Annotated in this window: 22 protein-coding genes; 20 read left to right on the forward strand and 2 right to left on the reverse strand. The window is 71.1% G+C overall.

Features of this window, described 5'->3' with window-relative positions; genetic code table 11:
* The 3 genes from OHB41_RS32260 (at nucleotide 1) to ftsH (ending at nucleotide 6,331) form a co-directional block, all read left to right on the forward strand.
* On the forward strand, nucleotides 1–2,571 hold the full coding sequence (locus tag OHB41_RS32260) for a [protein-PII] uridylyltransferase (RefSeq protein WP_526024987.1): 2,571 nt from the start codon (nucleotides 1–3) through the stop codon (nucleotides 2,569–2,571).
* 117 nt (nucleotides 2,572–2,688) lie between these two features.
* Nucleotides 2,689–4,242 (forward strand): signal recognition particle protein, encoded by a 1,554-nt coding sequence (gene ffh / locus OHB41_RS32265; RefSeq protein ID WP_266701683.1) that lies wholly within the window; start codon nucleotides 2,689–2,691, stop codon nucleotides 4,240–4,242.
* A gap of 151 nt (nucleotides 4,243–4,393) precedes the next feature.
* A complete protein-coding gene (gene ftsH, locus OHB41_RS32270) occupies nucleotides 4,394–6,331 on the forward strand; it encodes an ATP-dependent zinc metalloprotease FtsH (protein ID WP_266701685.1) in 1,938 nt (645 codons plus the stop codon).
* A gap of 173 nt (nucleotides 6,332–6,504) precedes the next feature.
* Here the strand turns inward: ftsH and OHB41_RS32275 are convergent, their stop codons facing one another.
* Nucleotides 6,505–7,362, reverse strand: coding sequence for a methyltransferase domain-containing protein (locus OHB41_RS32275; protein WP_266701687.1), 858 nt, complete (start codon nucleotides 7,360–7,362; stop codon nucleotides 6,505–6,507).
* A gap of 199 nt (nucleotides 7,363–7,561) precedes the next feature.
* Here OHB41_RS32275 and proS point away from each other — a divergent pair, with 199 nt between their 5' ends.
* The 15 genes from proS (at nucleotide 7,562) to OHB41_RS32350 (ending at nucleotide 19,373) form a co-directional block, all read left to right on the forward strand.
* Nucleotides 7,562–8,977, forward strand: a complete 1,416-nt coding sequence (gene proS / locus OHB41_RS32280) for a proline--tRNA ligase (RefSeq protein WP_266701689.1) — start codon at nucleotides 7,562–7,564, stop codon at nucleotides 8,975–8,977.
* Between the two features lie 251 nt (nucleotides 8,978–9,228).
* Nucleotides 9,229–9,825, forward strand: coding sequence for a hypothetical protein (locus OHB41_RS32285; RefSeq protein WP_054235363.1), 597 nt, complete (start codon nucleotides 9,229–9,231; stop codon nucleotides 9,823–9,825).
* 286 nt (nucleotides 9,826–10,111) lie between these two features.
* Nucleotides 10,112–10,540: a 30S ribosomal protein S16 gene (gene rpsP / locus OHB41_RS32290; protein WP_266701692.1), complete on the forward strand. Its 429-nt coding sequence runs from the start codon at nucleotides 10,112–10,114 to the stop codon at nucleotides 10,538–10,540.
* Nucleotides 10,541–10,542: 2 nt separating this feature from the next.
* On the forward strand, nucleotides 10,543–10,782 hold the full coding sequence (locus OHB41_RS32295) for an RNA-binding protein (RefSeq protein ID WP_005479813.1): 240 nt from the start codon (nucleotides 10,543–10,545) through the stop codon (nucleotides 10,780–10,782).
* A 107-nt stretch (nucleotides 10,783–10,889) separates the two neighbouring features.
* Nucleotides 10,890–11,444 carry a ribosome maturation factor RimM gene (gene rimM / locus OHB41_RS32300; protein WP_266701694.1) on the forward strand — a complete coding sequence of 185 codons (555 nt, stop codon included), beginning with the start codon at nucleotides 10,890–10,892 and terminating at the stop codon, nucleotides 11,442–11,444.
* Nucleotides 11,444–12,265: a tRNA (guanosine(37)-N1)-methyltransferase TrmD gene (gene trmD, locus OHB41_RS32305; RefSeq protein ID WP_266701696.1), complete on the forward strand. Its 822-nt coding sequence runs from the start codon at nucleotides 11,444–11,446 to the stop codon at nucleotides 12,263–12,265. The genes rimM and trmD overlap by 1 nt, the downstream gene beginning before the upstream one ends.
* 132 nt (nucleotides 12,266–12,397) lie before the next feature.
* On the forward strand, nucleotides 12,398–12,748 hold the full coding sequence (gene rplS, locus OHB41_RS32310; protein ID WP_037741626.1) for a 50S ribosomal protein L19: 351 nt from the start codon (nucleotides 12,398–12,400) through the stop codon (nucleotides 12,746–12,748).
* A 45-nt stretch (nucleotides 12,749–12,793) separates the two neighbouring features.
* Nucleotides 12,794–13,510 carry a signal peptidase I gene (gene lepB, locus OHB41_RS32315; protein WP_266701699.1) on the forward strand — a complete coding sequence of 239 codons (717 nt, stop codon included), beginning with the start codon at nucleotides 12,794–12,796 and terminating at the stop codon, nucleotides 13,508–13,510.
* Complete coding sequence (lepB, locus tag OHB41_RS32320; RefSeq protein ID WP_266701701.1) at nucleotides 13,503–14,585, forward strand: signal peptidase I; 1,083 nt, start codon at nucleotides 13,503–13,505, stop codon at nucleotides 14,583–14,585. The genes lepB (OHB41_RS32315) and lepB (OHB41_RS32320) overlap by 8 nt, the downstream gene beginning before the upstream one ends.
* Nucleotides 14,470–15,414 (forward strand): signal peptidase I, encoded by a 945-nt coding sequence (lepB, locus tag OHB41_RS32325; protein WP_266701703.1) that lies wholly within the window; start codon nucleotides 14,470–14,472, stop codon nucleotides 15,412–15,414. The genes lepB (OHB41_RS32320) and lepB (OHB41_RS32325) overlap by 116 nt, the downstream gene beginning before the upstream one ends.
* Nucleotides 15,415–15,495: 81 nt before the next feature.
* The gene (lepB, locus tag OHB41_RS32330) at nucleotides 15,496–16,242 is read left to right on the forward strand and encodes a signal peptidase I (protein ID WP_266701705.1); all 747 of its coding nucleotides are present in this window, start codon (nucleotides 15,496–15,498) and stop codon (nucleotides 16,240–16,242) included.
* A gap of 79 nt (nucleotides 16,243–16,321) precedes the next feature.
* A complete protein-coding gene (locus OHB41_RS32335; RefSeq protein WP_266706298.1) occupies nucleotides 16,322–16,858 on the forward strand; it encodes an NUDIX hydrolase in 537 nt (178 codons plus the stop codon).
* 55 nt (nucleotides 16,859–16,913) lie between these two features.
* Nucleotides 16,914–17,222: a DUF2469 domain-containing protein gene (locus OHB41_RS32340; protein WP_003965949.1), complete on the forward strand. Its 309-nt coding sequence runs from the start codon at nucleotides 16,914–16,916 to the stop codon at nucleotides 17,220–17,222.
* Between the two features lie 163 nt (nucleotides 17,223–17,385).
* Nucleotides 17,386–17,757: a YraN family protein gene (locus tag OHB41_RS32345; protein ID WP_266701707.1), complete on the forward strand. Its 372-nt coding sequence runs from the start codon at nucleotides 17,386–17,388 to the stop codon at nucleotides 17,755–17,757.
* A complete protein-coding gene (locus tag OHB41_RS32350) occupies nucleotides 17,757–19,373 on the forward strand; it encodes a YifB family Mg chelatase-like AAA ATPase (protein ID WP_266701709.1) in 1,617 nt (538 codons plus the stop codon). The genes OHB41_RS32345 and OHB41_RS32350 overlap by 1 nt, the downstream gene beginning before the upstream one ends.
* 65 nt (nucleotides 19,374–19,438) lie before the next feature.
* On the opposite strand, the gene OHB41_RS32355 is transcribed toward OHB41_RS32350, so the two are convergent.
* Nucleotides 19,439–19,732 (reverse strand): hypothetical protein, encoded by a 294-nt coding sequence (locus OHB41_RS32355; protein ID WP_266701715.1) that lies wholly within the window; start codon nucleotides 19,730–19,732, stop codon nucleotides 19,439–19,441.
* On the opposite strand from OHB41_RS32355, the gene dprA reads away from it, so the two are divergent.
* Nucleotides 19,727–20,854, forward strand: a complete 1,128-nt coding sequence (dprA, locus tag OHB41_RS32360; RefSeq protein ID WP_266701718.1) for a DNA-processing protein DprA — start codon at nucleotides 19,727–19,729, stop codon at nucleotides 20,852–20,854. The genes OHB41_RS32355 and dprA overlap by 6 nt on opposite strands.
* Nucleotides 20,855–21,125: 271 nt before the next feature.
* The gene (gene whiG / locus OHB41_RS32365; RefSeq protein WP_266701720.1) at nucleotides 21,126–21,968 is read left to right on the forward strand and encodes an RNA polymerase sigma factor WhiG; all 843 of its coding nucleotides are present in this window, start codon (nucleotides 21,126–21,128) and stop codon (nucleotides 21,966–21,968) included.
* Nucleotides 21,969–22,077 lie beyond the last annotated feature (109 nt).

Here is a 22,077-nt window from a genome sequence, read left to right on the forward strand (position 1 = left end):
GTGACGAGTACGGACATGCGTACGGAAGCAGGGGACTCGGAACCCAGCGGCTACGCGGCGGCCCGGCTGCGCCTCCTCCAGGAGGGGGCGCGGTCCGGGCCGCCGCGCCGTGCCGCCCTCGCTGAACTGACGGACGAGTGGCTGACCGGCCTCTTCGGCGCGAGCACCCAGGACGGCAAGGACAGCAAGGACCGCAAGGACCGCAAGGACCGCAGGGACAGCGAGAGCGGCAGGGACGGCGGCGAGGACGCGGCGCGGCTCCCCCAGAAGGACGGTGGCGGCCGGCGGGAGAACCTGCGCGGGGTCTCGCTCGTCGCCGTAGGCGGCTACGGCCGCGGCGAACTCTCCCCGCGCAGCGATCTCGATCTGCTGCTCCTGCACGACGGCAGCGACTCCGGCGCGGTCGCCGCCCTCGCCGACCGCATCTGGTACCCCGTCTGGGACCTCGGTCTCGCGCTCGACCACTCGGTCCGTACGCCCGGCGAGGCCCGCAAAACGGCCGGCGACGACCTCAAGGTGCAGCTCGGGCTGCTCGACGCGCGCCACATCGCCGGCGACCTCGGCCTCACCGCCGGACTGCGTACGGCCGTCCTCGCCGACTGGCGCAACCAGGCGCCCAAGCGTCTCCTCGAACTCCAGGAACTCTGCCTCGAACGGGCCGAACGCCAGGGCGAGCTGCAGTACCTGCTGGAACCGGACCTCAAGGAAGCCCGCGGCGGCCTCCGCGACGCCACCGCCCTGCGCGCCGTCGCCGCCTCCTGGCTGGCCGACGCCCCCCGCGAAGGCCTCGCCGACGCCCGACGCCGCCTGCTCGACGTACGCGACGCACTGCATCTGGCCACCGGACGCGCCACCGACCGGCTCGCGCTCCAGGAGCAGGACCAGGTCGCCGCGGAACTGGGACTGCTCGACGCCGATACCCTGCTGCGCCAGGTCTACGAGGCCGCGCGGGTCGTCTCGTACGCCAGCGACGTCACCTGGCGCGAGGTCGGACGCGTGCTCAAGTCACGCGCCGTACGGCCGCGGCTGCGCGCCATGCTCGGCGGCGGCGCCAAACCCGCGGCCGAGCGCTCACCCCTCGCCGAGGGGGTCGTCGAGATGGACGGCGAGGTGGTGCTCGCCCGCGCCGCGCGTCCCGAGCGCGACCCCGTGCTCCCGCTCCGCGCCGCGGCCGCCGCGGCGCAGTCGGGAATCCCGCTGTCCCTGCACGCCGTACGGCGCATGGCCGCCGTCGCCCGCCCGCTGCCCACGCCCTGGCCCGCCGAGGCGCGGGAACAGCTCGTCACCCTGCTCGGCTCCGGACGCCCGACCATCGAGGTCTGGGAGGCACTGGAGGCCGAGGGCCTGATCACCCGGCTGCTGCCCGACTGGGAGCGGGTGCGCTGCCGGCCGCAGCGCAACGCCGTGCACGTCTGGACCGTCGACCGCCACCTCATCGAGACGGCCGCCCGCGCCTCCGAGCTGACCCGCCGGGTGGGCCGCCCCGACCTCCTCCTCGTCGCCTCCCTGCTGCACGACATCGGCAAGGGCTGGCCAGGCGACCACTCCGTCGCGGGCGAGATCATCGCCCGCGACGTGGCCACCCGGATCGGGTTCGACCGCGCGGACGTGGCCGTGCTCGCCACCCTCGTACGCCACCATCTGCTGCTCGTCGACACGGCGACCCGGCGCGACCTGGAGGACCCGGCGACCGTCCGCTCGGTCGCCGAGGCCGTCGGCTCGCAGGGCACCCTCGAACTGCTGCACGCGCTCACCGAGGCGGACGCGCTGGCCACCGGCCCGGCCGCCTGGTCCACCTGGCGCGGCTCCCTCGTCACCGACCTGGTCAAGCGGGTCGCCGCCGTGCTCGCCGGGGACGCCCCCGAGGAGCCCGAGGCGGCGGCCCCCACGGCCGAACAGGAACGGCTCGCGATCGAGGCCTTCCGCACCGGCGGCCCCGTCCTGGCCCTGCGCGCGCAGACCGAGCCGCCCACCGAGGAGGAGTCCTCGGGAGATCCGGAACCCCTCGGTGTGGAACTGCTGATCGCCGTCCCCGACCAGCCCGGGGTGCTGCCCGCGGTGGCGGGCGTCCTCGCGATGCACCGCCTGACCGTCCGCACGGCCGAGCTGCGCGCTTTCGACCTGCCCGACGGCGTGCGGGGCTCGGTGCTGCTCCTCAACTGGCGGGTCGCCGCCGAGTACGGCTCCCTCCCGCAGGCCGCCCGGCTGCGCGCCGACCTCGTCCGCGCCCTGGACGGTTCCCTGGACATCGCCGCCCGGCTCGCCGAGCGCGACGCCGCCTATCCGCGGCGCCGCGGAACCATCGCGCCGCCGCCCCGGGTCACGGTCGCCCCGGCGGCCTCCCGGCACGCCACGGTCATCGAGGTCCGCGCGCACGACGCCCCCGGCCTGCTGCACCGCATCGGCCGTGCCCTGGAGGACGCGAGCGTACGGGTGCGCAGCATGCACGTCTCCACGCTCGGCGCCAACGCCGTGGACGCCTTCTACGTGACCGGACCCGAGGGCGCCCCACTGCCGGGGGAGGAGGCTGCTTCCGTGGCCCGTGGGCTGGAGGAGATGCTGCGGGGATGACCGGGACCGGGGCCGTTACCGGTCCCGTACGAACGCGGTGGAGACCCCACGCCACGCGGCCGGATACCCTGGAGGGCGATTCCCATCGCCCCCGACCCCTGAGGACAGACGAGCGCCGTGTTCGATACTCTCTCCGATCGCCTCTCAGCGACGTTCAAGAACCTGCGGGGCAAGGGCCGGCTGTCCGAAGCTGACATCGACGCCACCGCACGCGAGATCCGTATCGCGCTCCTCGAGGCCGACGTGGCCCTGCCGGTCGTGCGGACCTTCATCAAGAACGTCAAGGAACGTGCCCTCGGCGCCGAGGTCTCCAAGGCGCTGAACCCGGCCCAGCAGGTCCTGAAGATCGTGAACGAGGAACTCGTCACGATCCTGGGCGGCGAGACCCGCCGTCTGCGGTTCGCCAAGAACCCGCCCACCGTGCTCATGCTCGCCGGTCTGCAGGGTGCAGGTAAGACCACCCTCGCCGGAAAGCTCGGCAAGTGGCTCAAGGACCAGGGCCACTCGCCGCTCCTGGTGGCCGCCGACCTCCAGCGCCCGAACGCCGTGAACCAGCTCAGCGTCGTCGCCGAGCGCGCCGGTGTGGCCGTCTACGCGCCCGAACCGGGCAACGGCGTCGGCGACCCGGTCAAGGTCGCCAAGGACTCCATGGAGTTCGCGCGGACCAAGGTCCACGACATCGTGATCGTCGACACCGCCGGCCGCCTCGGCATCGACCAGGAGCTGATGCAGCAGGCCGCGGACATCCGTGACGCGGTCAGCCCCGACGAGATCCTCTTCGTCGTCGACGCGATGATCGGCCAGGACGCGGTCAACACCGCCGAGGCCTTCCGCGACGGCGTCGGCTTCGACGGTGTGGTGCTCTCCAAGCTCGACGGCGACGCCCGCGGTGGTGCCGCGCTCTCCATCGCCTCGGTCACCGGCAAGCCGATCATGTTCGCGTCGAACGGCGAGAAGCTCGACGACTTCGACGCCTTCCACCCGGACCGGATGGCCTCCCGCATCCTCGACATGGGTGACCTGCTCACCCTGATCGAGCAGGCGGAGAAGACGTTCAGCCAAGAAGAGGCCGAGAAGATGGCCTCCAAGCTGGCGTCCAAGAAGGGCCAGGACTTCACCCTGGACGACTTCCTGTCCCAGATGGAGCAGGTCAGGAAGATGGGCAGCATCAGCAAGCTGCTCGGCATGCTCCCGGGCATGGGTCAGATCAAGGACCAGATCAACAACCTCGACGAGCGCGACGTCGACCGCACGGCCGCCATCATCAAGTCGATGACCCCGGCCGAGCGCCAGGAGCCGACGATCATCAACGGCTCGCGCCGCGCCCGTATCGCCAAGGGCTCCGGCGTCGAGGTCAGCGCGGTCAAGGGCCTGGTCGAGCGCTTCTTCGAGGCCCGCAAGATGATGTCCCGCATGGCCCAGGGCGGCGGCATGCCGGGAATGCCCGGAATCCCGGGCATGGGCGGCGGCCCCGGCCGCACCAAGAAGAAGGTCAAGCAGGCCAAGGGCAAGCAGCGCTCCGGCAACCCGATGAAGCGCAAGCAGCAGGAGGAAGAGGCCGCGGCGCGCCGCGAGGCCGGGGCCCAGCCGGGCGGCGCCTTCGGACTGCCGGCCGGCCGGCAGGGCCAGGACTTCGAGCTCCCGGACGAGTTCAAGAAGTTCATGGACTGATCGCACCGCCGCATGGACGGACGGTTCGTCCGTCGCACCGCCGCCGTCCCGTACGTCACCGGGGGCGCCCCTCGACCAAGGGGCGCGCCCGGCGCCGTTCCGCCGGCTCCCTGCGCGTGCTGGCGCGCATTACGTGGCGTAACGTCCTGATATGACCAACCCCGTGCCGCCACGCAAGGACCCTGATCAGCCGTGGCGTACCGAGGGCACGCCACCCGAGCCGACCCCGCCGCCCTCCGGGCGGCGGAAGATGCCGGGTGGCTGGATAGGCCTGGCGGTCGCCGCTCTGATCGTGTTCGTGATCGCCGTCCTGGCCCTGTCCTTCTTCAACGAGGGCAACGAGCCGACGATCTCGTACACGGAGTTCAGCAAGCAGATCGACGGGGGCAACGTCACCAAGATCTACTCCAAGGGTGACGCGATCCAGGGCGAGCTCAGGACCGCCCGGGAGAAGCCGGACGGCGGCGGGAAGTACACCAAGTTCAAGACACAGCGCCCGTCCTTCGCCGACGACAAGCTCTGGCAGAACCTGGAGAAGCGCGGCGTCACGGTGACCGCCTCGCCGGTGGTCCAGCAGCGCAGCCTGCTGTCCAACCTGCTGCTCTCCCTCGCCCCGATCCTGGTCCTGGTGGTGCTGTGGTTCTTCATCGCGCGGCGGCTGCGACCGGGGATGGGCGGCCCGGGCGGCATGCTCGGCCGCAAGGCACCCCCCAAACCCGTGGAACTGCAGCCCGGCGCGCAGCGCACGACCTTCGCGGACGTGGCGGGCATCGACGAGGTCGCGGGCGAGCTCAACGACGTCGTGGACTTCCTCAAGAATCCGGGCGCCTACCGCAGGATGGGCGCCAAGATGCCGCGCGGTGTCCTCCTCGCGGGCCCTCCCGGCACCGGAAAGACCCTGCTCGCGCGGGCGGTGGCGGGAGAGGCCGGGGTGCCGTTCTTCTCGGCCTCGGCGTCGGAGTTCATCGAGATGATCGTCGGCGTGGGTGCCTCGCGCGTCCGTGAGCTCTTCGCCGAGGCCCGCAAGGTCGCCCCCTCCATCATTTTCATCGACGAGATCGACACCATCGGACGGGCCCGCGCCGGCGGCTCGGCGATGGGCGGCCACGACGAACGCGAGCAGACCCTGAACCAGATCCTCACCGAGATGGACGGCTTCTCCGGCGCCGAGGGCGTCATCGTCATCGCCGCGACCAACCGCGCCGACATCCTGGACCCGGCGCTGACCCGACCCGGCCGCTTCGACCGGGTCGTCAACGTCTCGCCGCCCGACCGCGGTGGCCGCGAGGCGATCCTGGAGATCCACACCCGCGAGATCCCGCTCTCCCCGGACGTGGACCTGGCCCAGGTGGCCCGGACGACCCCGGGCATGACGGGTGCCGACCTGGCCAACCTCGCCAACGAGGCGGCGCTGCTCGCGGTCAAGCGCAAACAGGAGCGGGTGACGCGGACGGACCTCTCCGAGGCACTGGAAAAGGTGCAGCTGGGTGCCGAGCGACCCCTGGTCATGCCCTACGAGGAGCGCCGCCGCACGGCGTACCACGAGAGCGGCCACGCCCTGCTCGGCATGCTGCGACCGGGCGCCGACCCGGTCCGCAAGATCACCATCGTCCCGCGCGGGCGTGCGCTGGGCGTCACGCTCTCGACCCCGGACGCCGACCGCTACGCGTACACCGAGGAGTACCTGCGCGGCCGGATCATCGGCGCCCTGGGCGGCATGGCCGCCGAACACGTCGTCTACGCAGTCGTCACCACCGGCTCCGAGAACGACCTCGAACAGGTCACCAACATCGTCCGGGGCATGGTCGCCCGCTGGGGCATGACCGAACGTGTCGGCCGGCTCTCCGCCCTCCCGGGCGACGCCCAGCAGGCCTACGGCCTCTCCGCCGCCCCGGGGACCCTCGACTCCATCGACCACGAGATGCGCCGCATCGTCGACGAGTGCTACGAGGAGGCCTGCCAGAACCTCCGCGACCATCGCGACCAGCTGGACGCCCTGGCGGAGGCGCTGCTCGCCAACGAGACGCTGGAGGAGGCGGACGCGTACCGGATCGCGGGCATCACCCGGATCCGGAAGGAGGAGGGCTGAGCCTCCACCCTCCGGGGCGGCGCCGGACTCTCAGGCGTGCCTGGCCCGGGCCGCCTCGCCCGGGCACGACCGCGTGGCGGTCCCGTCCGGAGACCGCATGCCTGTCCCGTCCGGACGATCGGGTGCCTGCGTCCGATCGACCGCTTGCGTGCGCGTCCGGACGGCCGGAATGTCTACCTCGTCCGGGCGACCAGATACCGGAAGACGTTCGGCATCCACACCGTCCCGTCCCGCCGGCGGTGGGGGTGGAGCGCTTCGGTGAGTTCCTTGTCGACCTGGACCTCGTCCGTCGCCGCCACCGCCGCGTCCAGCAGCCCGGTCGACAGCAGGCCCCGCACCGCGCTCTCCACGTCCGCGTACCCGAAGGGGCACGCGACCCGTCCCGACCCGTCGAGCCCGAGCCCGGCCCGCTCGGCGATCTCCTCCAGCTCGTCCCGCCGAGGGGCCCGCCATCCGCCGCCGCCCGGCAGCGGTTCTGCCAGTCTGCCGACGCCCCGCAGCACGGCGGACGTGGCGCAGCGCTCCGGCGGCCCCCATCCCACGAGGACCACGGCCGCGCCCCGCTCGGCGAGCGGCGCGGCCGTCTCCAGCACCTCGACGAGCCCTTCGGAGTCACCCGCCACCCCTCCGACCGGCTCGAACGCGGTCACCAGGTCGTACGCGGGTTCCCCGGAGCCGGCCAGGTCCGCGGGCGTGCCCCGCACGATCCGGGCGTTGCCGCGCGGGTGCGTGCCGTGCCCCTCCGGCACCAGCCGTTCCCGCGCGAGCCTCACCCGTTCGGGTGAGGAGTCGTCGACCCCGGTCACCGCGGCGCCCCGGGCGGCCGCCGTCAGCAAGGCCAGTCCGGAACCGCAGCCGAGGCCCAGCAGCCGTGTCCCGCCGTCGACTTCGAGTCGCTCGTAGACGGCCTCGTGGAGCGGTACCAGCATCCGCTCCTGGATCTCGGCCCAGTCACGCGCGCGTACCCGCGAGTCGACACGGGAGGGAGGTCCCGTGTGCCGCAGGTGTTGCCGCACGAGCGTAGGTGTCATCGAAAGCGCCCCAATCCGCCGAGAGTTGTCGCTGTGCCCCGTTTCCCCGACCCCCGCGCAGTGCGCGCGCACTTCCCCCGTATGTCAGGTAACTCCGCACTCGTCGCGGCGTCCAGGGGTTGCGGCGCGCTGCTTGTGCGCTGTCCGCGCGCGGCGCAAGAATTCACGTCCCGGCAACGTGTGCCCGTACGATCGCGCCATGGCAAAGGCACCTGTTCTCACGCCCCAGGCGGACGACTTCCCGCGCTGGTACCAGGACCTGATCAACAAGGCCGAGCTGGCCGACAACGGGCCGGTGCGCGGCACCATGATCATCCGGCCCTACGGGTACGGGCTGTGGGAACGGATGCAGCAGGAGATGGACGCCCGCATCAAGGCGGCGGGTGCCCAGAACGCGTACTTCCCGCTCTTCATCCCGCAGTCGTACCTGACGAAGGAGGCCGAGCACGTCGAGGGCTTCGCCCCCGAGCTCGCGATCGTCACCCACGGCGGCGGCAAGGAGCTGGAGGAGCCGGTCGTCGTCCGCCCCACCTCCGAGACGATCATCAACGCCTCCTTCTCCAAGTGGGTGCAGAGCTACCGCGACCTGCCGCTGCTGATCAACCAGTGGGCGAACGTGGTCCGTTGGGAGATGCGCCCGCGCGTGTTCCTCCGCACCACCGAGTTCCTGTGGCAGGAGGGCCACACCGCCCACGCCACGTACGAGGACGCCCGGGACTACGCCGCGTACATCCACAAGGAGGTGTACGAGGACTTCATGGTGAACGTCCTCGGCATCGACGTGGTGCTCGGCCGCAAGACCCCGCGCGAGCGGTTCGCCGGCGCCGTCAACACCCTCACGCTCGAAGGCATGATGGGCGACGGCAAGGCCCTCCAGATGGGCACCAGCCACGAACTCGGCCAGAACTTCGCGAAGGCCTTCAACACCCAGTACCTGTCCAAGGACGGCCGACAGGAACTCGTCTGGCAGACCTCCTGGGGGTCCTCGACCCGCATGGTCGGTGGCCTGATCATGTCGCACGGCGACGACAGCGGGTTGCGGGTGCCGCCACGGCTCGCCCCCGTACAGGCCGTCGTCCTCGCGATCAAGGACGACGAGGCGGTTCTGGCCAAGGTCCGCGAGATCGGCGACCGGCTCTCGGCGGCGGGCGTACGGGTCCAGGTGGACGACCGCACGGACACCCCCTTCGGGCGGCGCGCGGTCGACTGGGAACTCAAGGGCGTACCGGTACGCGTCGAGGTCGGCCCCCGTGACCTGGAGAACGGCACCGCGATGCTGGCCCGCCGCATCCCCGGGGGCAAGGAGCCGGTCGCCCTCGACGCCCTGGCGGGACTGCTCCCCGCCCTCCTCGAGGAGGACCAGGCGCTCCTCCTCGAGCAGTCGCGCGAGCGGCGTGAGTCCCGTACGTCGGACGTGACGACGATCGAGCAGGCCGTCGAGGCCGCCACGGCCGGCGGCTGGGCCCGCATCCCGTGGGCCGACCTCGGCGAAGAGGGCGAGGCCAGGCTCGCCGAGCACTCCGTGACCGTACGGTGTCTGGTCGCGGAGGACGGGTCGGTGCCCGACAGCGACGACGCACCCGGTAACGTCGCCGTCGTGGCGCGCGCCTACTGAACCGTCCCCGAGGGCGGCCGAAACGCCTCTTGCGCATCTGATGACGACAGGCACCCCGGCGCGCGGACAGCATCTACGCGCCGGGGCGTACGCGTGACTACGTACCAGCTTGGTGCGAGCTGTGAGGCTTCTCCGCAGATCAGCGCACCCGCCCTCGTCAGGACACATCAGGGGCAACTGACGGGTACGTGCAAATTATTTGGGATGCCCCGGAATAGGAACACACAGGGCCCCCGGCTCGTTGTCACGACGTGAGCACGACACCACCTGTTCTTGCCGCAGAGCTGGCAGGGGCGTGGGCCGACATTCAGCGGCACCACCCCGAACTGCCGGATCTGGCCGCGCCCGAGTCCCTGATCGGAGAGTCGTCGTCCGCCTGCGGGCACGAACTCTCCTTCGAACGCCTGTTGCACGAGGCAGTCCATGGCATCGCCGCCGCCCGCGGAGTCCGCGACACCTCGCGCGCCGGCCGCTACCACAACCGCAGATTCCTGGCGATCGCCGAGGAGCTGGGCCTTGACCACCCCGAGGAACCGCATCCCAGCAGCGGATTCTCGCTCGTCACGCTCAACCCCGAGGCCAAGCGCCGCTATCGCCCGACCATCGAGCGGCTGCAGCGCGCCCTCAAGGCCCACACCGCCGCGACCGCCGCCGACACGGCCCGCTCGTTCCGGGGCCCCGCCGCCCGGCACGGCTCCTCCGGAGGAGGCGTCCGCGTCAAGGCGGTCTGCGACTGCGGCCGCAACGTACGGGTCGTCCCGTCCGTGCTGGCACAGGCGCCGATCGTGTGCGGGGGGTGCGGCAAGCCCTTCCGGATTCCGGAGGTGGTCGGAGCGGCGGCGAGCTGAGGGGACGGCTGCTCGTGGCAGCCGTGCTCGGCCGCGCCGCCCGGTGAGCGCCGGGAGACACCGCCGGCGCCCGGTGGTCGGCGCCGGGTGCCGGTCAGGCATGGGTCCGCGCCCAGGGCCGGTGAGGTGAACCTCCGGGGTGTGGCACAATGTCTAGCTGTACTCGACAGTCGCATAGGACCCCTCTCTCCTCCGGCTGACGCGTCCATCGGGCACTCGGGTACCGCAACCCCACGCGGCCATCTCGCCGTGCCCAACCACGTCAAGACCAGGAGACACCACTTCCGTGGCAGTCAAGATCAAGCTGAAGCGTCTGGGCAAGATCCGTTCGCCTCACTACCGCATCGTCGTCGCCGACTCCCGTACCCGCCGTGACGGCCGGGCCATCGAGGAGATCGGCCTGTACCACCCGGTGCAGAACCCCTCGCGCATCGAGGTCGACTCGGACCGCGCGCAGTACTGGCTGGGAGTCGGCGCGCAGCCGACCGAGCCCGTGCTCGCCATCCTGAAGCTGACCGGCGACTGGCAGAAGTTCAAGGGTCTGCCCGCCCCCGCTCCGCTGCTCGTCGCCGAGCCGAAGGCGTCGCGCCCCCTGTTCGACGCCCTGGGCGGCGACGACGAGGGCAAGGGTGAGGCCATCACCCAGAAGAAGAAGGCTGAGAAGAAGGACGAGGCCCCGGCCGCGTCCTCTTCGTCTGAGTCGACCGAGGCCTGAGCATGCTCGAGGAGGCTCTCGAGCACCTCGTGAAGGGCATCGTCGACAACCCCGACGATGTGCAGGTCGCCTCGCGCGACCTGCGCCGCGGGCGCGTACTCGAGGTCCGGGTCCACCCCGACGACCTCGGTAAGGTGATCGGCCGCAACGGCCGCACCGCGCGCGCCCTGCGCACCGTCGTGGGCGCCATCGGCGGCCGCGGTGTCCGCGTCGACCTCGTCGACGTGGACCACGTCCGCTGACGTAACAGGCAGCACCGGCTCGGGCCGGGGAGGGCCATCCGGCCGTCCCCGGCCCGTAGTCGTCTGCGAAGCAACGCCGCAGGCACACCGACAGGAGATCAAGCACAGTGCAGCTGGTAGTCGCTCGCGTCGGCCGCGCCCACGGCATCAAGGGCGAGGTCACCGTCGAGGTACGTACCGACGAGCCGGAGATCAGACTCGCCCCCGGTGCCGTCCTGGCCACCGACCCCGCCTCCACCGGTCCGCTGACCATCGAGACGGGCCGCGTGCACAGCGGCCGTCTGCTGCTCCGCTTCGAGGGCGTACGCGACCGCAACGCCGCCGAGGCGCTGCGCAACACCCTGCTCATCGCCGACGTCGACCCGGACGAGAAGCCCGAGGACCCGGACGAGTACTACGACCACCAGCTGATGGACCTGGACGTGGTCACCAAGGAGGGTGACGAGGTCGGACGGATCACCGAGATCTCGCACCTCCCCTCCCAGGACCTGTTCGTGGTCGAGCGGCCGGACGGCACCGAGGTCCTGATCCCGTTCGTCGAGGAGATCGTCGTCGAGATCGACCTGGACGAGCAGCGGGCCGTCATCGACCCGCCGCCGGGCCTGATCGACGACCGCGCCGAGATCGCGTCCACCCGGGACTCCACCGAGGAAGAGGCGTAATGCGGCTGGACGTCGTCACGATCTTCCCGGAGTACCTGGACCCCCTGAACGTCTCGCTCGTCGGCAAGGCACGCGCGCGCGGACAGCTGAACGTGCACGTGCACGATCTCCGGAAGTGGACGTACGACCGCCACAACACGGTCGACGACACCCCCTACGGCGGCGGCCCCGGCATGGTCATGAAGACCGACCCGTGGGGCGAGGCCCTGGACTCCGTGCTGGCCGACGGCTACGAGACGGGCGCGCACGGGCCCGTCCTCGTCGTGCCCACACCCAGCGGACGCCCCTTCACCCAGGAACTCGCCGTCGAGCTGTCCGAGCGCCCCTGGCTGGTCTTCACACCCGCCCGCTACGAAGGCATCGACCGCCGCGTCATCGACGAGTACGCCACCCGCATGCCGGTCCACGAGGTGTCCATCGGCGACTACGTGCTCGCCGGCGGCGAGGCGGCCGTCCTCGTCGTCACGGAGGCCGTGGCGCGCCTGCTGCCGGGCGTCCTGGGCAACGCCGAGTCCCACCGGGACGACTCCTTCGCCCCCGGGGCCATGGCCAACCTCCTGGAAGGGCCCGTCTACACCAAGCCCCCCGAGTGGCGCGGCCGGGAGATCCCCGAGGTGCTGCTCAGCGGCCACCACGGCAAGATCGCCCGCTGGCGTCGCGACGAGGCCCTGCGCCGTACGACGGCCAACCGGCCCGACCTCATCGAGCGCTGCGAGGCGTCCCTCTTCGACAAGAAGGACCGCGAGATGCTCTCGATCCTGGGGTGGCAGCCGGATCCCGACGGCCGATTTTGGCGCAGGCCGCAGACCGTGGAAGAATAGGCCGCTGCTCTACGTCGTCCGGCGTGCGCCCCTGCCACAGGGGGACACGACGCCCGCCCCGACGCGGCAGCACTCTCCTGAAAACCCTTCTCCCGTCGATGACCTGTGGCATCGGCGAAGAAAGCAGACCCAATGTCTCACCTGCTCGACTCCGTCGACAGCGCGTCGCTGCGCACCGACATCCCGGCCTTCCGTCCGGGCGACACCGTCAACGTCCACGTGCGCGTCATCGAGGGCAACCGCTCCCGTGTGCAGCAGTTCAAGGGCGTGGTCATCCGTCGCCAGGGCGCCGGTGTCCGCGAGACCTTCACGGTCCGCAAGGTCTCCTTCTCGGTCGGCGTCGAGCGCACCTTCCCGGTGCACACCCCGATCGTCGAGAAGATCGAGCTCGTCACCCGCGGTGACGTGCGTCGCGCGAAGCTGTACTACCTCCGTGACCTGCGCGGCAAGGCCGCGAAGATCAAGGAGAAGCGCGACAACTGAGCTCGCACGGAGGCTCATACGGACGCCGGATAACATCTGGCTCCGATGAACACCGAAGCACAGCACACGGAGCGCGACCGCTCCTCCCGCCCTGCCGGGTCCGAAGAGATCTCGGACACTCAGGGGCCGGAGGGACGGTCGCGTTCCGCGTTGCTGGACCGGGTCGCGGAATGGGTCCCCGGCGGGCGGATCACTCTGACCGTCCTGGTCTGTCTGCTGTTCCTGGCCGGCTTCAGCACCTTCGTGATGCAACCCTTCGAGATTCCCAGCAGCTCGATGGAGCGCGGATTGAGGATCGGGGACCGCGTTCTCGTAAATAAGTTGGCGTACCGTTTCGGTGCTGAGCCGCAGCGGGGAGACATCGTCGTGTTCGACGGCACCGGCTACTTCGGGAACGCCGACTACGTCAAACGCGTCGTCGGTGTGGGGGGAGACCATGTGGTCTGCTGCGACAAGGAGGGGAGACTCGAGGTGAACGGCCGTTCGGTCGACGAGTCGACGTTTCTGTATCCCGGGGACACCCCGTCGGAGGTGCCCTTCGACGTCGTCGTGCCCGCCGGCAGCCTGTTCCTCCTGGGCGACCACCGCAGCGACTCCAGCGACTCCCGGGACCACCTGGGGTCCCCCGGAGGCGGCATGATCCCCGTCGGCGACGTCATCGGCCGCGCCGACTGGATCGCCTGGCCCTCGGCCGACTGGGCCCGGCTCAGGCGCCCCGGCGCCTACGCGCGCGTGCCCGCCGCGGACGGTGCCCATGGGTAACCGCGGAAGGCCGCGCGGGGTCTCCGAGCACGCGGCCGACAACCTGCTGCCCACCGGGACGCGGCGCGCCTCCGGCGGCGCGGTACGCCCCGGCCGCGCCGAGCGCCGCAAGCTCCAGCGCAAGGTGAAGCGACGACGGAGGCGCTCCGCGGTCAAGGAGATCCCGCTTCTCGTCGGCGTCGCGGTGCTCATAGCCCTGGTCCTCAAGACCTTCCTCGTCCAGGCCTTCGTCATCCCGTCGGGCTCCATGGAGAGCACGATCCAGATCGGCGACCGGGTGCTCGTCGACAAGTTCACGCCATGGTTCGGCTCCAAGCCGCAGCGCGGTGACGTCGTCGTCTTCAAGGACCCCGGGGACTGGCTGGCCGGGGAGAAGACCACCAAGAAGAACGACCCCGTCGTCATCAAGCAGGTCAAGGAGGGGCTGACCCAGATCGGTCTGCTGCCCTCCGACAACGACAAGGACCTCATCAAGCGGGTCGTCGCGGTCGGCGGCGACACCGTCAAGTGCTGCGACACGCAGGGGCGCGTCACGGTCAACGGCATGCCGCTCGACGAGCCGTACATCCACGCCGACAACAAGCCGTCGGACTTCCCCTTCGAGGAGACCGTCCCCAAGGGCCGCCTCTGGGTCATGGGCGACCACCGGGCCAACTCGGCCGACTCCAGGTACCACCGGAAGGAGAAGTACGGCGGTACCGTCTCCGAGAAGTCCGTCGTCGGCAGGGCCATGGTCATCGCCTGGCCCTTCGGGCACTGGACTCGCCTGAAGGAGCCGGACACGTACGCGTCGGTGCCGAGCGGGTCGGCCACGGCCATGGGACCGTCGCATAGGGTGGCGTCCGCGGATCTCAATGGATTGATCCCGCTCCCGAGCCCTGCGGAACTCCCGCTCGTTATGGGAGTGGTGGGCCTGCGTCGGATCCGGGGCAGGCGGCAGCACGGAGTGAGGAGTGGATGTGGGGGATTTGGCGGTCGGCGCACGATCCGGACACGATGGCCCCGAGGAACAGCCGGAGCGAGCCGACGGATCGGCCACCCCGGCCACGAGCGAGGTCGTCGGTCCCGGGAGTGACTCCGGGGACGGCGGCGGTACGAAGGGGCACGGCGGGCAGGACGAGAAGCCCAAGAATCCGCGTTCCTTCTGGAAGGAACTGCCGCTCCTCATCGGTATCGCACTGGTCCTCGCGCTGCTGATCAAGACCTTCCTGGTGCAGGCGTTCTCGATTCCCTCGGACTCGATGCAGAACACCCTCCAGCAGGGCGACCGTGTACTGGTCGACAAGCTCACGCCGTGGTTCGGCTCGGAGCCCTCACGCGGCGAGGTCGTCGTCTTCCACGACCCCGACAACTGGCTGGCGGGCGAGCCGACGCCCAACCCGAACGCCGTGCAGCAGGTCCTCAGCAAGATCGGCCTGATGCCGTCCGCGGACGAGAAGGACCTCATCAAGCGGGTCATCGGCGTCGCCGGTGACACGATCGAGTGCGAGAACTCGGGCCCGCTGACGGTCAACGGCAAGGCGCTCAACGAGACGTACGTGTACGCCGGGAACACGCCGTGCAGCGTCGACGACCAGGGCGGCCAGTTCAAGGTGACGGTACCCCCGGGCAAAATCTGGGTCATGGGTGACCACCGGCAGAACTCGCTGGACTCCCGCTACCACCAGCAGGACAAGTACCAGGGCTTCGTGCCCGTGGGCAATGTCGTGGGCCGCGCCATCGTGATCGCCTGGCCGCCCACCCGCTGGAACACGCTGCCGATTCCGGACACCTTCGACCAGAACCTGAGCGCGGCCGCCCCGGGCGCTCTGGGACTGGCCGGCGCGGCGCCTCTGGTGCTGTGGCGCAGGCGTCGCCTTACCGCCGGAAACCCCAGGGTTTCTGGGCGGGGTACCGCCGGGTAGGGTGCCGTCCCAGATCACCGATCTTCCGCGGCCCGTACCCAGGACCGCGGGGTCGATTCTCCGAGTCGGGGGAGCACTGGGATGAGCAGGACGTCAGGTCGTACGGACGAGGGCCACGGTCGGCTCGGCAGCGTGCTGTCGGGACTGACCGTGGCCCTCGGCTGTGTGCTCTTCCTCGGCGGCTTCGCCTGGGGCGCGGTCGTCTATCAGCCGTACACGGTGCCGACCGAGTCGATGGTGCCGACCATCAAGGTGGGCGACCGCATCCTGGCGGAGCGGATAGACGGCAAGGACGTCAAGCGCGGTGACGTCATCGTCTTCAAGCAGAAGAGCTGGGGCGACATGCTGATCGTCAAGCGGGTCGTCGCCGTCGGCGGTGACACCGTCGCCTGCTGCACGGACGGCAAGCTGACGGTCAACGACAAGAAGATCGACGAACCGTATCTCCCCAAGGGCCAGGCCGCCGAGATGAACCGGATCCCGACCGTCGAGGTCCCCGAGGGACGGCTCTTCCTGCTCGGTGACGAGCGCAGCGGCTCACTGGACTCGACGGCGCACCTCACCGAGGCCTTCAACGGCACGGTGTCGCGCGCCGCGGTGAAGGGCCGCGTCGACGCCATCGCCTGGCCCATGAAGGGCATGCTGAAGCGCCCCACGGGCTTCAAGACGCTCGGCGGGATCTCGACCCCCGGTCCACTGCGGCCGATCCTGACCGCCGTGGTGGCGGGCGCGGTGCTCGTGCTGGGCGGGGCGGCCTACGGCCCGGTCGCCAAGCGGCTCGGGCGGCGGCGGGGGCGGAGGCGGACGGAGCCGGTCGGTGTCGGCTGAGCCGGCCGGATCGTCCGGGCCGACCGGATCACAGGCTGGACGGGTCGCCCCGTCCGGGGCGTCCCCCGGGCCGTCCTCCGTGCCGTCGGAGCGGGTCGTCCCGGGCGCGGACCCGAGCGGAGACTCGTACGACGGCGGACTGCGGAAAGTCGCCAGGGTGGTGCTCCTCGACGCGCAGGAGCGCATCCTGCTGCTGCACGGCCATGAGCCGGACGATCCCGCGGACGACTGGTGGTTCACTCCCGGCGGCGGCCTGGAGGGCGACGAGACCCGCGAGGAGGCCGCGCTGCGGGAACTCGTGGAGGAGACCGGCATCACCCAGGTCGAACTGGGCCCGGTGCTGTGGCGGCGCAGATGTTCGTTCCCCTTCGCGGGACGCCGCTGGGACCAGGACGAATGGTATTTCCTGGCCCGTACGACCCAGACAGGAACCGTCGCCACCGGGCTGACGGAGCTGGAAGGGCGAAGTGTCGCCGGAGCGCGCTGGTGGACGTGCCAGGAACTGACCGAGGCACATGAGACGGTGTATCCGACCAGGCTCGCCGAGCTGCTGCGCAGGCTGCTCGACGAGGGTCCCCCGGCCAGACCCGAGGTCCTCGACACCGAAATCGTCTAGGGGCTCGCGGGGCTGGCGCACAATAGGGGGACGCACGGCTGAAGGGGAACATGCCATGAGCGCCGAGGACCTCGAGAAGTACGAGACCGAGATGGAGCTGAAGCTCTATCGGGAGTACCGCGATGTCGTCGGTCTGTTCAAATACGTGATCGAGACCGAACGGCGCTTCTACCTCACCAACGACTACGAGATGCAGGTGCACTCGGTCCAGGGTGAGGTTTTCTTTGAGGTGTCCATGGCGGACGCCTGGGTGTGGGACATGTACCGGCCCGCGCGCTTCGTGAAGCAGGTACGGGTGCTCACATTCAAGGACGTGAACATCGAGGAGCTGAACAAGAGCGATCTGGAGCTGCCCGGCGGTTGACCGCCCCGGTGGATCCGCTGATCGCTTGAGGGTGACCGGCGGCCGCCGACGGACGATGATCACTCGTGAGGGTGATGGAGTTGTCCCCAGTCGGCCGCCTGTCCACCAAGATCCAACAGCGGGCGGGGACGGCCGCATTGTTGGCGCCGGAGGTGGTGCCGACATGAAGACGTCCAAGGCACGCAACGCACTCGGCAAGTACGGCGAGGACCTGGCCGCGCGGCGGCTGACCCAGACCGGAATGACCGTCCTGGCGCGCAACTGGCGCTCCGGCAGGACCGGTGAGATCGACATCGTGGCCCGGGACGGCGACGCGCTCGTCGTCTGCGAGGTCAAGACACGCAGGACAGGGGCCTTCGAGCACCCGATGGCCGCCGTCACCCCGGCCAAGGCACAGCGCCTGCGCGGCCTGGCGGAGCGCTGGCTCCAGGAACACGGCGGGGCCCCGCCCGGCGGTGTCCGCATCGACCTGATCGGTGTCCTCCTCCCCGACCGCGGCGCACCCCTGGTCGAGCACGCGCGAGGGGTGGCCTGATGGGGTTCGCGCGCACCTGCTCGGTGGCCCTGGTCGGCGTCGAGGGCGTTGTGGTGGAGGTCCAGGCGGACCTGGAGCCGGGCGTCGCAGCGTTCACCCTGGTCGGCCTCCCCGACAAGAGCCTCTCGGAGAGCAGGGACCGGGTCCGCGCGGCCGTCGTGAACTCCGGCGCGGTGTGGCCCCAGAAAAAACTCACGGTAGGGCTGAGCCCGGCCTCGGTGCCCAAGGGCGGCAGCGGATTCGACCTCGCCGTCGCCTGCGCGGTGCTGGGCGCCGCGGAGCGGATCGACCCCCGGGTGCTCTCCGACATCGTGATGATCGGCGAGCTCGGACTCGACGGGCGGGTCCGGCCGGTCCGGGGAGTGCTGCCCGCGGTCCTCGCCGCGGCGGACGCGGGGTACGAACAGGTGGTGGTGCCCGAGTGCGCGGCGGCCGAGGCCTCGCTGGTGCCGGGGATCTCCGTGCTCGGCGTGCGCAGCCTGGGCCAGCTGATCGCCGTGCTCACCGACGAGCCGGTCCCCGAGGAGGATCCCGACGAAGCGGGCCGGCTCCATCCGCTGACCGCCGGCCTGCGCATGCCGGGCACCGCCGCGGCCACCGGCATCCACGGCGCCCAGCACGACCACGGCCATGACCTCGCCGACGTCGTCGGCCAGCGCTCCGCGCGCACCGCCGTGGAGGTCGCGGCGGCAGGCGGACACCACCTCTTCCTGGAAGGCCCACCAGGGGCGGGCAAGACCATGCTCGCCGAGCGGCTGCCCGCCGTCCTGCCGCGGCTCACCAGGGGCGAGTCCCTGGAGGTCACGGCCGTCCACTCGGTCGCCGGCCTGCTGCCACCGGGCAAACCCCTGGTCGACGTCGCCCCCTACTGCGCGCCCCACCACTCGGCGACCATGCAGGCCCTCGTCGGAGGAGGCCAGGGAGTCGCACGTCCGGGCGCCGTGTCGCTCGCCCACCGGGGGGTGCTCTTCCTCGACGAGACCCCCGAATTCAGCGGCCAGGCCCTCGACGCGCTGCGCCAGCCCCTGGAGGCGGGGCATGTGGTGATCGCACGCAGCGCGGGCGTGGTGCGGTTTCCCGCGCGGTTCCTGATGGTGCTCGCGGCGAATCCCTGCCCGTGCGGGCGCTTCTCGCAGCGGGACGACCTGTGCGACTGCCCGCCCTCCGCGATCCGGCGCTATCAGGCCAGGCTCTCCGGCCCGCTGCTCGACCGGGTGGACCTGCGCGTCGAGGTGGACCGCGTCACGCGCTCCGAGCTGACCGGGCGCGGGGCACGGGGCGAATCCACGGAGACCGTCGCCGGCCGCGTACGAACGGCCAGAGAACGGGCCGCGGTGCGGCTGACGGGCACCCCCTGGCGGACGAACAGCGAAGTGCCGGGGCGCGAGCTGCGCAGCCGGTGGCACGCGTCGCCGGGCGCGCTGGACGAGGCGGAGCGGAGCCTGGAGCGGGGCGTCCTGAGCGCCCGGGGCCTCGACCGGGTGCTGCGCGTCGCCTGGACCGTCGCGGACCTGGTGGGGCACGACCGGCCCGACGCGACGGATGTCGCCCTAGCGCTGCAGCTGCGCACCGGGGTGCCACGCGGGGTACCGATGGCGATCGGCGCACTGTCGTGAACCACGACGGCGCACCCCGGCAGCGCATGCGCGGAGAGGGCGCGCGCGAAGAGGACACGCGCCGATCAGGCACGCGTCGAGAAGGAGCGGGCCGGGAGGACAGGTGCCGGGAGTGCGCCCACGGGGGACGTGCGGACCGGGCGGACGCCCATGGGGCGGGTGCGCGCGAGGAGGGCGAGGGCGTCTGCGGGGCGGGCGCGCACGACGGGCATGCCCACCGGGAGGGCGCGCATCAGGAGTGCGCCTGTCGCAAGGGCGCGCACTACGGGGACGGTTTCCGCGCGGACGCGCACGTGGAGGACGTCCGCCGGGAAGGAGCGCACCGGCAGGACCCGGACCGTGCGGACGAACGGATGCACCGGGCATTTCTCACCCGTGTCGCCGAACCGGGCGACGAGGTCTGCGGGCGCTGGATCCGTGAGGCCGGGGCGGAGCGGGCGGTCCAGGGGCTCCTGGACGGCGGGGAGCGGCCGCGGGGTGTGACGGACCGGAGATGGGCGGGACTGCGGGCGCGGGCCGAGCGGGCCGACCCGGAAAAGGACCTCGCGGAGGCCCATGCCGCCGGGATCAGGTTCGTGTGCCCAGGGGACTCCGAGTGGCCCGCACAGCTCGACGATCTGGGGGACGCGCGGCCCACCGGACTCTGGGTACGGGGACGCCCCAGCCTGCGGATGTGGGCGCTGCGGTCCGTCGCCCTCGTCGGAGCACGGGCCTGTACGGAGTACGGCGCCCACATGGCGACCACCCTCGGCGCCGGACTGGCCGAGCGTGGCTGGGTCGTGGTGTCGGGCGGCGCCTACGGCGTGGACGGCGCCGCGCACCGGGGCGCCCTGGCGGCAGGCGGCGCCACCGTCGCCGTGCTGGCCTGCGGAGTCGACCGGCCCTACCCTCGCGGCCACACCGAGTTGATCACCAGGATCGCCGAACAGGGCCTGGTCGTGGGTGAGTTGCCGCCGGGAGAACACCCCACGCCGAGCAGGTTCATCCTGCGCAACCGGGTCATCGCGGCGCTCACCCGGGGGACCGTGGTCGTCGAGGCCGCCTATCGCAGCGGTGCGCTGGTCACGGCGCGCGCCGCACAGCGGCTGGGCAGGTTCGCGATGGGCGTGCCCGGCCCCGTCACCAGCGGGTTGTCGGCCGGCGTGCATGAACTGCTGCGCGGGGAGGCGGTACTGGTCACCGACGCCGCGGAAGTCGCGGAACTGGTCGGCGACATGGGTGAACTGGCCCCGGACCGGCGAGGGCCCGTGCTGCCACGTGACCTGTTGGACCCGGGCGCCGGACGGGTTCTCGCCGCGCTGCCGGCACGCGGACTGGCGGGAGCGGAGGAGATCGCCCACGGTGCGGGAACCACGACGGACGACGCGGTCGGGAGACTGTACGAACTCCGCTCGCTCGGGTTCGTCGAACGACACGGCGACGGCTGGAAGTTGACACGCCAGATGATGATCCCGGTCCGTGATGATCGTCGCGGGTGTTGACCGAGCGTGTTCGTCCGTCCGGGCGAACGCCGACACCCTTGGCAATAACCGCAGTTGGCGTCCGCGGGCGGTCACGGACGGCGACGAGGGCGACCGAGGCAAACGTTCAGCGGAACGTATCTGCGCACGGCCCGCCCTCGGCCCTTCGCGCACTGCGACACTCCAGTCACGCTACGCTCACCTGGGTTCTGACGCAGACAGGCAACTCGGCATCAGAGCGACAGCTCACCCAGGTACCCACAGTTCACGGCAGAACGGCACAAGGCGACGAATGCCCCAGCACACCTCCGGGTCCGATCGGGCGGCGATCCCCCCAGCCGCCCGCGACGGCGGTAGCAGGCGGCCGCCCGCTCCCTCGACGCTCGACGAGCTGTGGCGGTCGTACAAGACGACGGGTGACGAGCGGCTGCGCGAGCAGCTGATCCTGCACTACTCACCCCTGGTCAAATACGTCGCGGGACGGGTCAGCGTGGGCCTGCCGGCCAATGTGGAGCAGGCGGACTTCGTCTCCTCAGGGGTGTTCGGGCTGATCGACGCGATCGAGAAGTTCGACATCGAGCGGGAGATCAAGTTCGAGACGTACGCGATCACGCGCATCCGGGGCGCGATGATCGACGAGCTGCGCGCGCTGGACTGGATCCCGCGCTCGGTGCGGCAGAAGGCGCGCAACGTGGAACGCGCCTACGCGACACTGGAGGCGCGACTGCGACGCACGCCGTCGGAGGGCGAGGTGGCCTCCGAGATGGGGATCGCGGTAGAGGATCTGCACGCCGTCTTCAGCCAGCTGTCGCTGGCCAACGTGGTGGCCCTCGAGGAACTGCTGCATGTCGGCGGCGAGGGCGGCGACCGGCTGAGCCTGATGGACACGCTGGAGGACACCGCGGCCGACAACCCGGTCGAGGTTGCCGAGGACCGGGAGCTGCGGAGGTTCCTGGCGCGGGCGATCAACACACTCCCCGACCGGGAGAAGACCGTGGTCACGCTCTACTACTACGAGGGCCTCACGCTCGCGGAGATCGGGAACGTCCTGGGCGTGACCGAGAGCCGGGTGAGCCAGATCCACACCAAGTCGGTACTGCAGCTGCGCGCGAAGCTGGCCAGCTTCGGTCGCTGATCCGGAGCGTGGCGTGGTGCTGAATCGTCCCTTCGTCATCAGGGTCGCGATTCCTCCAGGTGGTGGGAGTGGCTGCCGCCGTCCGCGGTCCGTCCGTAAAGTGGAGGGC

This window comes from Streptomyces sp. NBC_01571 (assembly GCF_026339875.1).
Taxonomy (GTDB): Bacteria; Actinomycetota; Actinomycetes; order Streptomycetales; family Streptomycetaceae; genus Streptomyces.

What these genes read in the sequence shown, in the direction of transcription:
- ftsH (WP_266701685.1), top strand. Translation starts at nt 4,394, where the DNA reads ATGACCAACCCCGTGCCGCCACGCAAGGACCCTGATCAGCCGTGGCGT.
- OHB41_RS32275 (WP_266701687.1), bottom strand. Translation starts at nt 7,362, where the DNA reads ATGACACCTACGCTCGTGCGGCAACACCTGCGGCACACGGGACCTCCC.
- proS (WP_266701689.1), top strand. Translation starts at nt 7,562, where the DNA reads ATGGCAAAGGCACCTGTTCTCACGCCCCAGGCGGACGACTTCCCGCGC.
- OHB41_RS32295 (WP_005479813.1), top strand. Translation starts at nt 10,543, where the DNA reads ATGCTCGAGGAGGCTCTCGAGCACCTCGTGAAGGGCATCGTCGACAAC.
- trmD (WP_266701696.1), top strand. Translation starts at nt 11,444, where the DNA reads ATGCGGCTGGACGTCGTCACGATCTTCCCGGAGTACCTGGACCCCCTG.
- rplS (WP_037741626.1), top strand. Translation starts at nt 12,398, where the DNA reads ATGTCTCACCTGCTCGACTCCGTCGACAGCGCGTCGCTGCGCACCGAC.
- lepB (WP_266701699.1), top strand. Translation starts at nt 12,794, where the DNA reads ATGAACACCGAAGCACAGCACACGGAGCGCGACCGCTCCTCCCGCCCT.
- lepB (WP_266701701.1), top strand. Translation starts at nt 13,503, where the DNA reads ATGGGTAACCGCGGAAGGCCGCGCGGGGTCTCCGAGCACGCGGCCGAC.
- lepB (WP_266701705.1), top strand. Translation starts at nt 15,496, where the DNA reads ATGAGCAGGACGTCAGGTCGTACGGACGAGGGCCACGGTCGGCTCGGC.
- OHB41_RS32340 (WP_003965949.1), top strand. Translation starts at nt 16,914, where the DNA reads ATGAGCGCCGAGGACCTCGAGAAGTACGAGACCGAGATGGAGCTGAAG.
- OHB41_RS32345 (WP_266701707.1), top strand. Translation starts at nt 17,386, where the DNA reads ATGAAGACGTCCAAGGCACGCAACGCACTCGGCAAGTACGGCGAGGAC.
- OHB41_RS32350 (WP_266701709.1), top strand. Translation starts at nt 17,757, where the DNA reads ATGGGGTTCGCGCGCACCTGCTCGGTGGCCCTGGTCGGCGTCGAGGGC.
- dprA (WP_266701718.1), top strand. Translation starts at nt 19,727, where the DNA reads ATGCACCGGGCATTTCTCACCCGTGTCGCCGAACCGGGCGACGAGGTC.
- whiG (WP_266701720.1), top strand. Translation starts at nt 21,126, where the DNA reads ATGCCCCAGCACACCTCCGGGTCCGATCGGGCGGCGATCCCCCCAGCC.